General features: G+C 54.8%; 17 protein-coding genes and 2 tRNA genes. 8 read left to right on the forward strand and 11 right to left on the reverse strand.

Annotation, left to right across the window (positions count from 1 at the left end; genetic code table 11):
• Positions 1-12 precede the first annotated feature (12 nt).
• Positions 13-462, reverse strand: coding sequence for a hypothetical protein (locus M2418_RS03975; RefSeq protein ID WP_259144603.1), 450 nt, complete (start codon positions 460-462; stop codon positions 13-15).
• Positions 463-678: 216 nt separating this feature from the next.
• Between M2418_RS03975 and M2418_RS03980 the strand changes: the two genes are divergently transcribed.
• Positions 679-1,137 (forward strand): GNAT family N-acetyltransferase, encoded by a 459-nt coding sequence (locus M2418_RS03980; protein ID WP_259144917.1) that lies wholly within the window; start codon positions 679-681, stop codon positions 1,135-1,137.
• A gap of 50 nt (positions 1,138-1,187) precedes the next feature.
• Here the strand turns inward: M2418_RS03980 and M2418_RS03985 are convergent, their stop codons facing one another.
• From M2418_RS03985 to M2418_RS03995, 3 genes are all read right to left on the reverse strand, one after another.
• A complete protein-coding gene (locus tag M2418_RS03985) occupies positions 1,188-2,627 on the reverse strand; it encodes a PepSY domain-containing protein (RefSeq protein WP_259144605.1) in 1,440 nt (479 codons plus the stop codon).
• A 52-nt stretch (positions 2,628-2,679) separates the two neighbouring features.
• The gene (locus tag M2418_RS03990) at positions 2,680-3,084 is read right to left on the reverse strand and encodes a DUF2946 family protein (RefSeq protein ID WP_259144607.1); all 405 of its coding nucleotides are present in this window, start codon (positions 3,082-3,084) and stop codon (positions 2,680-2,682) included.
• A 121-nt stretch (positions 3,085-3,205) separates the two neighbouring features.
• Positions 3,206-3,652: a GNAT family N-acetyltransferase gene (locus M2418_RS03995; RefSeq protein ID WP_259144608.1), complete on the reverse strand. Its 447-nt coding sequence runs from the start codon at positions 3,650-3,652 to the stop codon at positions 3,206-3,208.
• A gap of 280 nt (positions 3,653-3,932) precedes the next feature.
• Between M2418_RS03995 and M2418_RS04000 the strand changes: the two genes are divergently transcribed.
• The 3 genes from M2418_RS04000 (at position 3,933) to M2418_RS04010 (ending at position 7,643) form a co-directional block, all read left to right on the forward strand.
• Positions 3,933-5,495, forward strand: a complete 1,563-nt coding sequence (locus M2418_RS04000; RefSeq protein WP_259144609.1) for a DUF1800 family protein — start codon at positions 3,933-3,935, stop codon at positions 5,493-5,495.
• Positions 5,496-5,498: 3 nt separating this feature from the next.
• A complete protein-coding gene (locus M2418_RS04005) occupies positions 5,499-6,680 on the forward strand; it encodes a DUF1501 domain-containing protein (protein ID WP_259144617.1) in 1,182 nt (393 codons plus the stop codon).
• 141 nt (positions 6,681-6,821) lie between these two features.
• Positions 6,822-7,643: a hypothetical protein gene (locus tag M2418_RS04010; RefSeq protein ID WP_259144620.1), complete on the forward strand. Its 822-nt coding sequence runs from the start codon at positions 6,822-6,824 to the stop codon at positions 7,641-7,643.
• Between the two features lie 75 nt (positions 7,644-7,718).
• Here the strand turns inward: M2418_RS04010 and M2418_RS04015 are convergent, their stop codons facing one another.
• Positions 7,719-8,108, reverse strand: a complete 390-nt coding sequence (locus tag M2418_RS04015) for an acyl-CoA thioesterase (protein WP_192488612.1) — start codon at positions 8,106-8,108, stop codon at positions 7,719-7,721.
• Between the two features lie 163 nt (positions 8,109-8,271).
• On the opposite strand from M2418_RS04015, the gene M2418_RS04020 reads away from it, so the two are divergent.
• A complete protein-coding gene (locus tag M2418_RS04020) occupies positions 8,272-8,484 on the forward strand; it encodes an alkylphosphonate utilization protein (protein ID WP_192488613.1) in 213 nt (70 codons plus the stop codon).
• Positions 8,485-8,576: 92 nt separating this feature from the next.
• Here M2418_RS04020 and M2418_RS04025 read toward each other — a convergent pair whose 3' ends face one another.
• The 3 genes from M2418_RS04025 to rlmB all read right to left on the reverse strand — a co-directional run bounded on the left by M2418_RS04025 (position 8,577) and on the right by rlmB (position 10,865).
• Positions 8,577-8,948 (reverse strand): cupin domain-containing protein, encoded by a 372-nt coding sequence (locus M2418_RS04025; protein ID WP_259144632.1) that lies wholly within the window; start codon positions 8,946-8,948, stop codon positions 8,577-8,579.
• Between the two features lie 82 nt (positions 8,949-9,030).
• Entirely contained in the window at positions 9,031-9,891 is an 861-nt protein-coding gene (locus M2418_RS04030; RefSeq protein WP_259144634.1) for an AraC family transcriptional regulator, read from the reverse strand.
• Between the two features lie 80 nt (positions 9,892-9,971).
• The gene (rlmB, locus tag M2418_RS04035; protein WP_250981786.1) at positions 9,972-10,865 is read right to left on the reverse strand and encodes a 23S rRNA (guanosine(2251)-2'-O)-methyltransferase RlmB; all 894 of its coding nucleotides are present in this window, start codon (positions 10,863-10,865) and stop codon (positions 9,972-9,974) included.
• Between the two features lie 213 nt (positions 10,866-11,078).
• Here rlmB and M2418_RS04040 point away from each other — a divergent pair.
• Positions 11,079-11,163, forward strand: a tRNA-Tyr gene (locus tag M2418_RS04040).
• Positions 11,164-11,188: 25 nt separating this feature from the next.
• Positions 11,189-11,262 (forward strand) — tRNA-Gly (locus M2418_RS04045).
• A gap of 217 nt (positions 11,263-11,479) precedes the next feature.
• On the opposite strand, the gene M2418_RS04050 is transcribed toward M2418_RS04045, so the two are convergent.
• The 3 genes from M2418_RS04050 to M2418_RS04060 form a co-directional block, all read right to left on the reverse strand.
• Entirely contained in the window at positions 11,480-11,719 is a 240-nt protein-coding gene (locus M2418_RS04050; RefSeq protein ID WP_250981785.1) for a hypothetical protein, read from the reverse strand.
• Between the two features lie 275 nt (positions 11,720-11,994).
• Entirely contained in the window at positions 11,995-12,198 is a 204-nt protein-coding gene (locus tag M2418_RS04055; protein WP_259144645.1) for a hypothetical protein, read from the reverse strand.
• Positions 12,199-12,825: 627 nt separating this feature from the next.
• Positions 12,826-13,461, reverse strand: a complete 636-nt coding sequence (locus M2418_RS04060) for a TerC family protein (RefSeq protein WP_192488618.1) — start codon at positions 13,459-13,461, stop codon at positions 12,826-12,828.
• 434 nt (positions 13,462-13,895) lie between these two features.
• Here M2418_RS04060 and M2418_RS04065 point away from each other — a divergent pair.
• The coding region (locus tag M2418_RS04065) for a GTP-binding protein (RefSeq protein WP_246781761.1) at positions 13,896-14,131 on the forward strand (236 nt) is incomplete at its 3' end.

The raw sequence follows: 14,131 nt of genomic DNA on the forward strand, positions 1-14,131 counted from the left end.
ATCTGGGCTGGCTTAATATCTGGCCCAGATTTTTCGAAGCGGCGTGCCGAGGCGTTCGGCAAGCTGCTGATCCTGCTCGTGCGTTGTGTCATCCATATTGGGATTGAGGACCTCGAGCGCAAAACGCCCAAAGGCGGCGGGCCAGACATAGTCCAACCCATTCAAATTCACGGTCGTGCTACAGCAGGGAGCTTCGGCTGAAAGATTTTTGAATTCGCTGGCAAAGGCCGTGTCCATTGCTTCGCCCCACCATTCCTCGACATCCGCCTTGCAGTTGGGGCATTTTACACCCGACCAGTTCTCGCCGGGATCATAAAAGCGCACATCGTCTTCGAAATGGCCCGAGACATTCTCGGCCAGCGGCGCCATGGCTTTCAACAATGACACCACTTGCCCTGACTGTTCGTCCGATGGCTGCCAGTTGGGATCAAGCGGCACGTAGCGTAAAATTGTTTCGGACATTTTTACTCCTCTGGTCAGGCGGCGTCGGTCTTCGCAGCAATGGCTAGTCTTCGTGGGAATCGATCCAGGAAAGTCTCATTCGTATTCATATATTGAATCCGCTGAACCAAATATCACGTTGATAGATAGAGGTAATTTGCCGCGGTAAATCAATGTGACTGGCCTTTCCTCTCGATTGCTGCTCATATCCTGGCATTCAGTTATGAAGGCGGTATGATGAAAACCAGACCTGCAATGTCAGATGATGCCGAAGGCATGGCAGCCGTGCAAAACGAAATTTTCGCAGCCGGTTTGCGCAAGACGCCCACCGACAAGACTACTATTCTGGCCGCCTATATCGATCCGGAAGACCGCATACAGTGCGTAGTGGCGGAAGACGACGATGGGCGTATTCTCGGGTTTCAATCGCTGCGTCTTGCGAAGGTGGGGAACCCTTGGGACGTGGCTGAAGGTTGGGGCATAATTGGTACCCATGTCAGCCCGCTTGCCGCGCGCAGAGGTGTCGGATCTGCCTTGTTCAGGGATACGCTGCGTGCCGCGAGAGAATTTGGCCTGCGCAGCATCGATGCCAGCATTGGCGCGGACAATATGTTGGGGCAGGCCTATTATGAGGCCATGGGTTTTCAGACATACCGCACACCGAATGGTTTGGTCTGCAAGGAATATCATCTCTAGGCGCGGAAGAGGCCGGGATAGCCCCGGCCGCTGTTTTCCTATTCTTCTTCTCAAGCGATTTTGGTTTTACCCATTTTCTGAACTGCGAAATCCAGCGCCAGCATCACCAGCAGGCTTAACCCGACTAGCGGGTAAAGAATGCCGCCAATCGCCAGCATCGCAATCAGGCCACGCATGACCCGTCTCTCCTGTGGCATCGGCGGAATGCCAAGCGAACCCTTGGGGCGACGTTTCCACCACATGACACCACCGGAGACTGCCAATAGCACGGTGGCGAGGCAGGCCAAGGTCAGCACGATCTGGTTTGCCAGACCAAATTGCTGCCCCATATGGGTGTTGATGCTCCATTCGAGAGCCTTGCCCATCGGACCGTAATCCGCGTAGCTCATGTCGATCAGTGCTTCACCGCTATATTGGTCGAGGTGGATGACGCGCTGCTTGGACAGGTCGTCCGGGTAGATCGAACCGCTATAGACACCGGATGGATTGGTCGGCAGGGCCACGGCGTAACCCGGTGTCAGGCCAAGCTGCTCGAAACGGGCAATGGCACCGTTTATGCCAATCGTATCGCTCATGGCTGGTGCTTGTTGCGGGGCAGACATGTTGGCGTGGCCAGCATGACCTTCATGGCCGCTATCACCCTGTCCATGATCATGGCCCTGTGACTGCGGAATCTGTGCCTGATCCAGCGACCATGAGGTTTTCGAGATGTCATCAAGCTTCTGCCTCGACATAGGCACATCAACGCGCACACCGGATGGATATCCGAAATTGCTGCCATTGGCCCATTCATTGACCTTGCCGCCCCACACACCCGACCATGGCATGCCGGTGGCCGCCAGAAAAACGATGAAGAAGCCGACAAAAATTCCGGTGACAGCATGGGTGTCACGCCAGAATACCCGTTTTTTCGGTGTGCCGCGGACAGTGAGCACGCCGCCGGTCTGGTTGCGTGGCCACCACAGATAGATGCCGGTTGCCACCAGCAGGATGGACCAGCCTGCAGCGATTTCAATGAAATAACGGGCGTAGGTGCCGAAGTATTTCAGGCTGTGCAAATACCGCACGGTCCACATGACGGTGCCGCGATCGGGCAGCGAACCCAACACCTCGCCTGTATAAGTGTTGACGTAAACTGCACGTTTTCCCTCCGCCGTACTAACGGTGATTTCGGTCGATGCAGCGGGGTTGTCAGGTGTGGTGTATTTGACCGCCGTGCCAGGAGCCGCAGCCAAGGCTGCCGCGACAATGTCGGATGGATTGGCTTTTGGCGCATTCTGCGAGATGTCGATGCGCTTGAGATCGGAATGAATGACATTGTCGATCTCGTCCTTGAACAGATAGAGCGCACCTGTAATGGCAAGTGTGATCATGAAAGGCAGGATGAACAGACCGGCATAAAAATGCCAGCGCCAGACGGCGCGATAGAGATTGATCGAAGAGGATTGCGCAGGCGCGCGTGGCCCCTCAAAAGAGGTGGTAACGGACATGGATGTCTCCGCAAAATGAAAGGATGAACGGCTGGGCCGGTGTGTTGTTCTTTCAGAGTTGCGTGGAAACGGGTGGTCCGCGAGGCTGCGATTCCCGATTGGGTGGCGTGGCCGGCTGGTGGGCCTGCGGCTGCACAAAGGTAATATCCACCTTTGGCAGAAGGGCTGTTGCCAGTTCGTTTGGCGTGACCACAAGGGCGGTGGAAGAAACCGATGCCAGGCGACAGAGCGTGCCACAGCAATTATTGGCAGTTTTGCCGGCCGGGTCATGTTTTTCTGTCGCGCCAGCGGGGGAATGGCTGGAGCAGATAATCTCATCTGCGGCCAGTGCCATGGTGGCCATGTTGCCATGGGCAACGCCATTGGCCAGCCCCTGCAGCAAAAACAGCAGCAGCGCCAGCATGGCGACAGCGCCAGCCGAACTGCGATCCTGCATGATTTTGCGAATGAGCTTCATCGCACCTGACTGGCACAGTTTTTTTGACTTGTCACTGTGACGCTCTGTCCCGTGATCTGCCTTTTTAAACAGTTTTTTTTGGGGGGGCGGCGGCGCAACTGATGCGCCGCCGGTTGCTTGGTCATTGTCTGTTCATACGGATCGTGGGAAAGGGCAGACCCTCGTCATCGACTGGACTGCAGGAAATTTCCCGAAACCCGTTCCTCAGATAGAACTGCCGTGCATTTTGATTGGCGGCGTAAACATCCAGAGAAAGTCCGCCTTTCAATGTGAGCGCATGTGAGAGCAATGCCTTGCCTATGCCATTGCCCTGGTGGGACGTAGACACGAACAGGCCGCCAATAAAGTTATCAATAAGCCCGATGAACCCGATAGGTTCATCCTTCATACACGCCACCCATGTATCGGCTTGTGGCAGATAAATTTCCTCGATCAACTTACGCTGCTGTCGCAGCCGTTGTTCTCCCAGAAATGCATGGGCAGTCATCGATGCTTCAAACCAGATGGACGAAAGCAACTGTTGATCCGAAGGCCCGTAAGCTCGGATGGTAATGTCTATGTTCGACATGATTTTTTCCGTAGTGAGTATGCGTAAAAACACGCCGGCTCAGATTTGAACCAGCTGTGAAACCGCCTGAAGCGGTGCTCATCTAGCTTCTGCGCATAAAACTCCTTCTACAGATTACCCCAAAAACTACCTTGTCGTGATTTAGATGGCAAGCGCATGGTGATAAGGACGCTTTGGATTACAAATTATCCATGTCTGAAAAAGGCCGCAGTTTCGCTCGATTGCCGCCCGTTTTGCTTGAGAGCCTGTCACTTCCCGAATGTTGGCAGGAGTGGCAGATATGGTTTCCTACTCTCCGACTATGGCTGCGATCCGCTTTGGTTACGGCCTGTCACCTCACGAAAAGCAAGGCGAGCGGCTGGATGATCTGCTTGGCCAACTGGCCGATGGCAGCCGGTCAGAACCGATGTTTCCCAGAGGTGGCATAGATGAAGCGCGGCAACGCGCCGATGACCTTGCCGAAGGGTTGAAGGAAATTCGTGGCATCAACAATGGTGGTGAGCGGGATCGTGAGAGGCGCAAGCTTTTGCAACAAAAGGCCAATCAGGCCTTCCAGCGCGATGCCGTGGCACGGGTGACACAGGCGGTGTTTTCGCCATACGGTTTTCACGAGCGCCTGTCCGGCTTCTGGTTCGACCATTTTTCTGTCAATGCCTATAAAGCCCTGCCAATGCGGTTGCTGACGCCGCTTTATGAAAGCGAAGCTATTCGCCCGCATCTGGCCGGCTCCTTCCGTGATCTGTTGCAGGCGGCAATCCTCCACCCAGCCATGTTGATCTACCTCGATCAGGACCGGTCAGCTGGCCCTGATTCGGCCGCGGCGCAGCACCGCAGACGCGGGCTCAATGAAAATCTCGGTCGAGAACTGCTGGAACTGCACACGATGGGTGCGGGCAGCGGCTACACCCAGACGGATGTGCGATCCGCCGCTCTGGTGCTGACCGGTATGACTGTCAATGACCAGTATGAGATGCTGTTTCGCCCGCGTCTGGCAGAGCCGGGGCAGATCGATGTGCTCGGCGTTTCCTATGGTGGCCGCAAACGGTCGGTCGATGATTGCTTGTCGATGCTGGATGATCTCGCCGCGCGACATGAAACCGCTGAACATATCTGTCGCAAACTGGTGGCACATTTCATCGCCGATGAGCCACCAACCGACATGATCAAGGCTATGGTCGATACCTGGCGGGCAAGCGATGGTAATCTGGCCAAGGTTTATGAGGTGATGGTGTCGCAGCCAAGGGCGTGGAGCGACCCCGGACGAAAGATGAAGTTGCCTTTCGACTATGTGGTGTCCGGGTTACGGGCGCTTGGCATAGACCGCAAAAGCTGGCGTGATATAATGTCCCCCGACGGTGACTCTGCTGATATGGCTGACAATACCACTGCTCCGGCGATGTCTAAGTCCGTGCAAAACCCGGGATCTGCATCCGGAACGAATACTGCAGCGGATATGTTTGGCGACATTGCCAAACCTGCGCCTTTGGCAAAGGGTGAGGCGGTGCCGGGCGCCACCTGCAATGTCCGCAAACCCGGACTTGCCCGTAGCATGACAATTGCTGCGCTGAAACGCATGGGCCAGCCGGTGTGGCAGCCGCCAAGTCCGGCTGGATTTGAAGAGGGGGTAACGACCTGGCTTTCCCCCAGCCAGATTAGCGAACGCATTTTATGGGCGCGAAAAGCCGCCAACAGTCTTGGCCGCAATATCGAACCGAAAACTCTTTTGCAAAACGCGCTGGCGGATATGGCGCGAGACGACACGATTAAAGTTGTGCAGCAGGCCCCAAACCGGGCCAGCGGCATAACGCTTGTTCTTTCATCACCGGAATTCAACAGGAGATAGATTATGACTTTCTCTGAAGACATGCTTTTGAGCCGCCGCAGTTTTCTGGCGACGGCCTGCTGTGCCGCTGCCGTGCCGGCTTTTTCGCCGGTCAGTTTTGCAGCCATGCCGGGCGACAACCGTTTCGTGACCATTGTATTGCGTGGTGCGATGGACGGGCTGGACATGGTGCAGCCATTTGGTGATCCGCTGTTTGCCGCCATGCGGCCGAGTTTGGCGATGACACCCGATAGCGGACTGCTGGATCTCGATGGATTCTTTGGCCTGAACCCGGCGGCCGAAGCGCTGATGCCGCTGTGGCAGGGCAAGGAACTTGCCTTCGTGCATGCGGTTTCGACGCCATATCGTGATGCACGTAGCCATTTTGACGGGCAGGACATGCTGGAGAGCGGTGGCCAGGCCGTGCATGACGAACGATCCGGCTGGCTGAACCGCGCGCTGTCGACCATTCCTCGCTCTGCTGACCGCAAGGCCATCGACATCAACACATCAATGGAGCTCATCCTGTCCGGACCCAATGAGGTCGATGTCTGGTCATCGGTGTCCGACATTACCATGCCGGAAGACGAGATCGGTTTCTTGAAACGGCTCTACGCCAATGATCCCGATTTTTCGCGTGTTCTCGGCGAAGCACTGAAAACCGACATGTCGGCCGACATGCTATTTGAAGATGAAAAACGCGGACAGGGTATTCGGGATGTTGCCAATCTGACGGCAGGTCTGCTGCGTGAGGATTATCGCATTGCCAGCTTCTCGATTGATGGCTGGGACACCCATGCAGGACAGAAAGCCCAATTTGCTCGCACGGTGAAAGACCTGATGATTGCCATCAACACGCTGAAAGACCAGTTGGGTGATGATGTCTGGAAAAAGACGGTTGTCCTTGCCGTTACCGAGTTTGGCCGTACAGTGCGTGAAAATGGTACTGGCGGCACCGACCATGGTACCGGCAGTGTGGCGCTGGTGGCTGGCGGCGACATTGCCGGCGGGCAGGTGCTAGGAAAGTGGCCGGGCCTTGATGAAAGCAATCTGCTTGATGACCGTGATCTGATGCCAACTGGTGATGTGCGCGAGGTGGCGGCGGCAATGTTGCAGCGACAATTCGGTGTCAACGTGAATGATCTGACCGCGGGCATTTTTCCTGGCTTAAATTTCGACAGGGCCTCACCGTATCTTCGAATGTGATCGGCCTCGTGCCGACCTATGAAACAAAGGGCTTTCGCTAGTCGAAAGCCACTTTTAGAGCATGCCTTAATCCACTCTGGCGCAAGTTTGGCTGCGTAAAGCACTTGTATTTGCTGGTGTCCAGATGGAGCTTTGATAGGCATGAATATACAGGTGCATGATAGCCTTGCGAATAATCCGGTAGCACCGGCCAAAGGCCGTCTCTTATCTGTTGTGCGCCCTTCACGGTCGACAAACCTGATCGTCTGTTTCAACGGTTACGGCAACAAGGCCTACTCCAATCCGGGTGTGCCGTTCGACACCAATCTCGATGGTTACACGGTCATTCCGCAGTACCATGCGCATGTCATCTGGTTTGTCGAAGAAAAGACCTCTTGGTATCTCGAGCATGAAGACGAGATCCTCGATCGGCTGATCAAATATGTTGTCGAAAACGGCATTACCCACGTCAAGTTCGTTGGGTGCAGTGCTGGTGCCTATGCTTCGCTTCGTTTTGGTATTCTGATGGACAAGCGACTGGCGATGATCGGCAACAATGCGATGCTGGTCTCTTTCGCGGTAAACCCGCAGACCGGTTTCCGTCCTGAGCTTTTGGCCAAGGTCAAACAGTCCATCGCGACGCATAATTGGAATCCGAATTCCTACGGCACCGATCCGATCCTGTTGCCGCAGGCCTATTACGACGCCTATGCCCATCGCAAGATCGATATTTCGCAGCTGTTGGCATTGCACAGGCCACGCAACCTTGCGGCCGTTGTCATGCATGATGCGCGCAACCCGATCGAAATGGTGTTCAGTGGCGATATCTTCACAGCCAATTACGTTCTGAACTTCCCGCAGAGCTTTGGTCTTGACCATGGCTCCGGTTGCGCCCGCCTGTGGCGCGAGTTCCTCTGGGAGCCGTTTGACAAGGTCGCGCCATTCGGCAAGGCGATGTCAGGCGAAGCAATGCGATTGCTCTGAAAAACAAAACCCTTCCAGTCTGGCTTAGACGGAAGGGTTTTTTCATGCCTGCAACATTCCCTTTGGGGAATGCGATTATACTTCGGCAGGGACCGGAGTCGGCTGGCCGTCATCATCAAGCGCAACCATGATGAAGGTTGCCGCAGTTACCTTTTCCAGCTTGTTATAGCGCGAACGGTGTGCCCAGGCTTCGATGCTGAGCGTAATGGATGTGCGGCCGACGCGAACGATATCGGTATAGATGCTCAGCGTGTCACCGATCTTGACCGGCAGCTCAAAGGCCATTTCCTTCACCGATGCGGTGACAACGCGACAGCGAGCACGTTCTGCAGCGCGAATGCCGCTTGCCAAGTCCATTTGTGACATAACCCAGCCACCGAAAATATCTCCGGCCGGATTGGCATCGGCTGGCATGGCGAGAGTGCGAAGTGTCAACTCTCCGGTTGGCTTGGGGGTGTCGGTCATTGCTGTGCTGCCTCCATTCGGCTGGTTATTTTTGCGATTCCGCAAGTCGGTGAAGTTTATGGGATATGTTGGCGACCTGCAATCAATGCCGCACTAGACAATCCGTATTTGCAACCGTTAAGCCGTGCGTCTGGACAAAGCAATTTACGCGATTGGAATGATGATGGATGTGAGAGATTCGAACGGCGCGATCCTGCAGGACGGCGACAATGTTACGCTGATCAAGGACCTGAAGGTCAAAGGTACCTCCGAAACGCTGAAGCGTGGCACAATGATCAAGGGTATCCAGCTAACCGACAACCCGGACGAAGTGAATTGCCGCCATGCCAAGATCAAGGGGCTGGTGCTGCGCACCGAGTTTTTGAAAAAGGCCTGACACTTTTTCGGATGATGGGTCTGAGCACAAGAGTCGCGCATCGGGTTTCGCTGCGCGACTTTTTTATCGGCTATGCGTTGGCGGCGTAGACGTCAAATCCAGATGTCGTTGACAGCGGTGCGCTCTCCACCGCTTTCCCCGGTGTTGAGAACACCACGCGGCTCGATGAGCAACAGCTTCACTTCATGTTCCGCGAAAGGTTTATGTTCGACGCCCTTTGGCACGACAAACATCTCGCCAGCCTTCAAAGTGACGGCGCCGTCACGGAAGTCGATGCGCAATACACCCTCCATCACGATAAAGGTCTCGTCGGTCTGTGCGTGTTCATGCCAGATGAAGTCACCGAGAATACGAACGATCTTAAACTGGTAATCGTTCATCTCAGCGACAACGCGTGGCTGCCAGTGCTCGGTCAGCAGCGGGAATTTTTCGTCAAAACGCACGGGCGTATAGGTTTTCTGCATGTCAGGCATCCTGTTAGAAAGCCCTGAGCATTAGGCGTGATGACAACCGGCGTCTTGAACGATCGTGCAGCGTTTCAGCTGGTTATCTCGTTGTCACCTGTCGGTGATATAGCAGGCCCAGCCAGCGGGCAGGGCTGATACCAAAGGCTTTTGAGAACTGCCGTGTCATGTGGCTCTGGTCGGCAAAACCTGAGGAAAAGGCGGTGTCTGCCAATGTTTGCCCGGTGCGCAGTGCGGTTTTGACCGCATCGAGGCGGCGCATCGTCAGGTAACGATAGGGACTTGTGCCAAAGAGGGTGCGGAAATCGCGCGACAGGCTCCAGCGGTCGCGTCCGCACAGTTGCTCCAGATGTTCCATCGTCGCTGTTTGCGGTAGCTCATGCAGATATTGCCGTGCCATTTCAGCGGAATGGTAATCGATCAGTTTTTTACCGCTGGCCGGTGCCGTGCCCGCTGCGGCCTCCAGGGCGTGCGCCAGATCATAAAGGGCATCATCATATTCGAAGGTCTCGATACGGTCTTCTACGTTGCGCAGAATACGGCTGGTTGCGGCAAACAGTCGTGGGTCGTCGGAAATGCCACCATGCACATAGGGCAGGGGGCGGCCGCGCAACACAGACTGGATAGCGGCCGGTTCGATATAGGCAATGCGGTAATGAAAACCATCTTCGGCGCCAGCCTGCCCGTCATGTTTTTCGTCCGGATGCAGGACCATGGTACCGCCGGGACGACTGTTGCGCAGAGCGCCACGGTAATTGAAGCTTTGGATGCCGGAGAGGGTTCGCCCTATGGCGTATGTATCGTGGCGGTGCATTTCATAACCGCGCGCCGCAAAGAAGGCTTCGATGCGTTCCATGCCGACGGGATCGTTGGCGTGGCTGATCCAGCCGTTTGTCCTCTTTTCACCCTGCGCAAGCACAGAGCCGTGGCCGACATCCTTCATGGCCAGAGGACCTTTCCCGAATGTGTTTTCGGATATTCGGGAAAGGAAGATGTCATGTCGGCGATCTCGAAACGCGTGGGTTACTTACGAGATGTCGCGCCAGCCAGGAACTGCTGCGTTGCGTAAAGTGCGATGGCGGCTGCGTTGGAAACGTTAAGCGACTTTATTTCGCCCGGCATATCCAGCCGTGCTAGCGCGCTGACGGTTTCGCGGGTCTTCTGGCGAAGGCCTTTGCCTTCGGCGCCGAGAACTAGGGCGACCTTTTCGCCGCTGAATGTCTGTTCGATCGGGGCCGGACCTTCCGAATCAAGACCAACCGAGAAAAAGCCGAGCTTGTGCAGTTCACCCAGCGCATCGGCCAGATTGGTGATCTGGATATAAGGGATCATTTCCAGCGCGCCGGAGGCAGATTTCGCCATGACGCCCGATTCTGTGGGGCTGTGACGCATGGTGGTGATGATGGCGCCAGCCTTGAAGGCAACGGCAGAGCGCATGATGGCACCGACATTGTGCGGGTCTGTCACCTGATCCAGCACCAGAATAAGCGGGCTGTCCTTCAGGGCAGACAATTTACGCACTGGCAGCGGCCGGGTTTCCAGCATCACGCCCTGATGGATGGCTTCTGGTCCCAGAACCTTGTCGATATCCTGCGGCGATACCATTTCCACCGGGAACTTCTGCTCTTCGGCGGTGCCGATTTCCAGACGTGCCAGCGCATTTTGCGTGACCGACAGCTTGATAATCTGCCGCTCCGGGTTGGAAAGTGCCGCGCGCACGGTGTGCAGGCCATACAGATAGACCTGGTCGGCATTCAGCTGCGGTGGCTTCCAGTCATCAGCGCCCTGGCGCTTGCGTTTCTGGAAGGCGGGGGTGGGAATCTCACCCCGTTCGCGTTTTGCATCGCGTACGGCACGGCGCAGGTTAGCGTAGTGCGTGTCGCGGGTGGATTTGTCATTTTGATCGTCGTTGCTCATAGCGCCTTATATCTCCGGCGATCTCATCACACCAGCCCCCGCGCTATCCACAGCCTGTGTAAGGCAATTGAATTTTTTTCGAAAAATTCGTGACAGGGCGTGTTGACAGATGAAGATCGGGCAGTCATATACCCGGCCACAGACGACGAACGGCGACGCGCCGGACACGGAAATCTGGACTAAAGCTTGGTAGCTTGATCCTCGCAGAATACTGGAGGAATGCCCGAGTGGTTAAAGGGGACGGACTGTAAATCCGTTGGCTCAGCCTACGTTGGTTCAAATCCAACTTCCTCCACCATTCTGCACGGATCGAAATCACCGCCGCGGGTATAGCTCAATGGTAGAGCAGCAGCCTTCCAAGCTGAATACGCGGGTTCGATTCCCGCTACCCGCTCCAATCAATTCAATCACTTACATCCGTTATTGCTTCGCTCGTGTCACTGCATGTCAGTCCACGCGGGTCGATTGTGGCTGCGTGTTTTTTTTCAATTCGGCAGCGGAAAAATGCATCACGCTTCGCAAGCTCCGTAAAAAAGCAGAGCGATTCAGACCGTTTTTTCAGCAAGAAAATCGCAGTTTTTTTGCGAGTAGCGTGTGCCTAAGAAGGTCACCAATCAGTCGCCGTCCAGATCGGCAATCTCACCGTGAGACGCGATCAGGATGGGTGACGCCATGTCGCCGCTTTCATCGTCAACCATCACCTTGTAGGCCGCTACGCCAACGTGACGCGGTGCCATCGCGGCAGCGATTTTTTCCGCTGCTACTGGGTTGGACGCTGTCCGCATTTCACCGGGCACGATGCCGCCACGGTTCTTCTTGAACGTCATTACAATGATTTTTTCAGCCTGAGCCATGATGTCCCTCAAATCTGTTCTATAAATGTTCTCATTTTGAACAAGAGTCAATCTGGCGTTTCGATCGACCGAAACAAAAGAGGCTGGAACCACAGGCGCAGTTGTTTTCACGTTCAAGAGATCAGGGCGCTAGCCACCGTCACCTATTCTTGAGGCGCGGGATCGTGTTCTCGGGTAACGGCAGGAGAGAAACTACGGCTGTCGTAGCCAAGTTAACAGGCCGTTTGTCTCGATGTGTATGGTCACAGATGACGTGAGGTCGGCTTGCGCTGCATTCAGTTCTGGCTGAGGCGCATTCTGCCTGCAAAGACCGAAATGAGTGCCATGACAACCAGTGCCGGCCAGAGGGTGCACAGGCTAATTCCAATCCAGTGAGCGAAGCGCGGCTTTGTATTGTCGCGCAGGATTTCAATGCCGGTATAGGCAATGAAAATGGTTGCAATCAGCACATAGGCGGTGATCAGGACTGGTGTGTGCATGAACTCTTTCATGGTTTTTGCAGCCGCGCCTGCACGATACGGGCGCGGAAGCAGGTAGCTTATGGTGAACGAGATGTTAATTCAACACCAGAATGGGCTGTTGTAATGCCCCATTTGGGTGATGTGCATCGCATTCCTACGGTACGGAACCGTAAGAGCAAAAGCCGATCACAAGCTATGAAAGAGAATTTGAAAGCCGGGAGGGGCGGAGCGGTTTATCGCCGCGTGCTGTCGGTGCTGCTGCCTTTATCGAAAGGAAGCAGGTCCGTTTGATGTCGGCTTGTCTTGTCTTTCCGAATCCGCCTGAACCCAGCGGAAGAAAAGATAGAGAGGCGCAATAATCAAAGTAAGGGTAACGATAGCGTCGATAAACATATGGTACATCCCATGCAAGACACCTCATCATGAGGCGTTCCGGGCTCATATTGTCGAAGATCTGTTGAGGCTTGCTGAACAAGTTCAGTTAACGACTTATTCTTTTGTCGTTAAAATACGGGACAAAAATTGACGAAATGCACGTCGCGTCCCGTTTTGTTTCGAAACCACAGCCATAAATGACTGACACATGTTTCCGGCAAACCAGTTGTTTACTGTTTGGTTTGCCGAAAACGAGGCATTTATTGCTGGTTACTGGCCAAGATATGGCTGGACGTAAGGCCAGACTTCGATGCCGCCATGATAGAGCATGTTGAGGGCAACATAGATAATGACCATCAGGCCGAGATAGGAAATCCAGCGGTAGCGGTGCAAAAGCTTCGCAACGAAGTTTGCGGCCAGACCCATCAGAGCGATGGAAACGACGAGGCCGATTACCAGAACCGTCAGGTGCTCCTGTGCCGCACCTGCCACAGCCAGCACGTTGTCCAACGACATGGAAACGTCGGCAATGACGATCTGCATAGCTGCCTGGAAGAACGTCTTGTGTCCCTTGGTCAGGTCGGCTTCATCGTCTGTGACCTCGTCTTCCATTGAACCGTTCTGCTCGCGCAGTTCGACCCACATCTTCCAACATACCCAAGCCAGCAACAGACCGCCGACGAGACGAAGGCCAACAATGTCGAGGAGTTGTACGGTTACGGCGGCAAAACCGATACGCAGCACGGTTGCGGCGATAATGCCGATCAGAATGGCTTTACGGCGCAGATGTGCGGGAAGGCCGGCTGCAGCAAGGCCGATAACGATAGCGTTGTCGCCGGCGAGCACGAGATCGATGGCGATAACCTGAATGAATGCCGTAAATCCGGCGGCGGTGAAAATTTCCATGGATATATCCTGAAGCGGATGATGGGGCGGCGCAGGAGAAAGCGTCTAACAATGTCAGTGAAGGCAGGAAATGTGATTTCGGGCTTGGCCCGTCGCCTTTCTCCCCAAGGCGATTAACAGGCGTCATATGACATCGGAAACTTGCCGTAAACCATATCTTGCATGGCAAATCACAATAAAGTCATTTTGTGGCAGGGAATCATCTGGCCGGTCGGGGGGCACTAAAGTCGCCGCTCCCTTGTGCTTGCACCGCGCACTCTTCTTCTTATATAGGGCCCTTAACGGCACGTAAGCACGCTTATATCGCGCATTGAGGGTCGAACGGTATTTCTGTTTGACAATTAAGTCTTGCGCATTCGCTTACAAAGCCTTAAACGGCGACACCAAACCGGTTCGCCGGGGAAACTACTTCACGTTCACAGGAAGCAATTCACATGGCAAAGAGCAAGTTTGAGCGGAACAAGCCACACGTTAACATTGGCACGATCGGTCACGTTGACCACGGCAAGACATCGTTGACGGCCGCAATCACCAAGTACTTCGGCGAGTTCAAGGCGTATGACCAAATCGACGCTGCTCCTGAAGAAAAGGCTCGTGGTATCACCATTTCGACAGCCCACGTTGAGTATGAGACGCCTAACCGTCACTACGCACACGTTGACTGCCCCGG

The organism is Rhizobium sp. BIGb0125 (genome assembly GCF_024810055.1).
Classification (GTDB): Bacteria; Pseudomonadota; Alphaproteobacteria; order Rhizobiales; family Rhizobiaceae; genus Agrobacterium.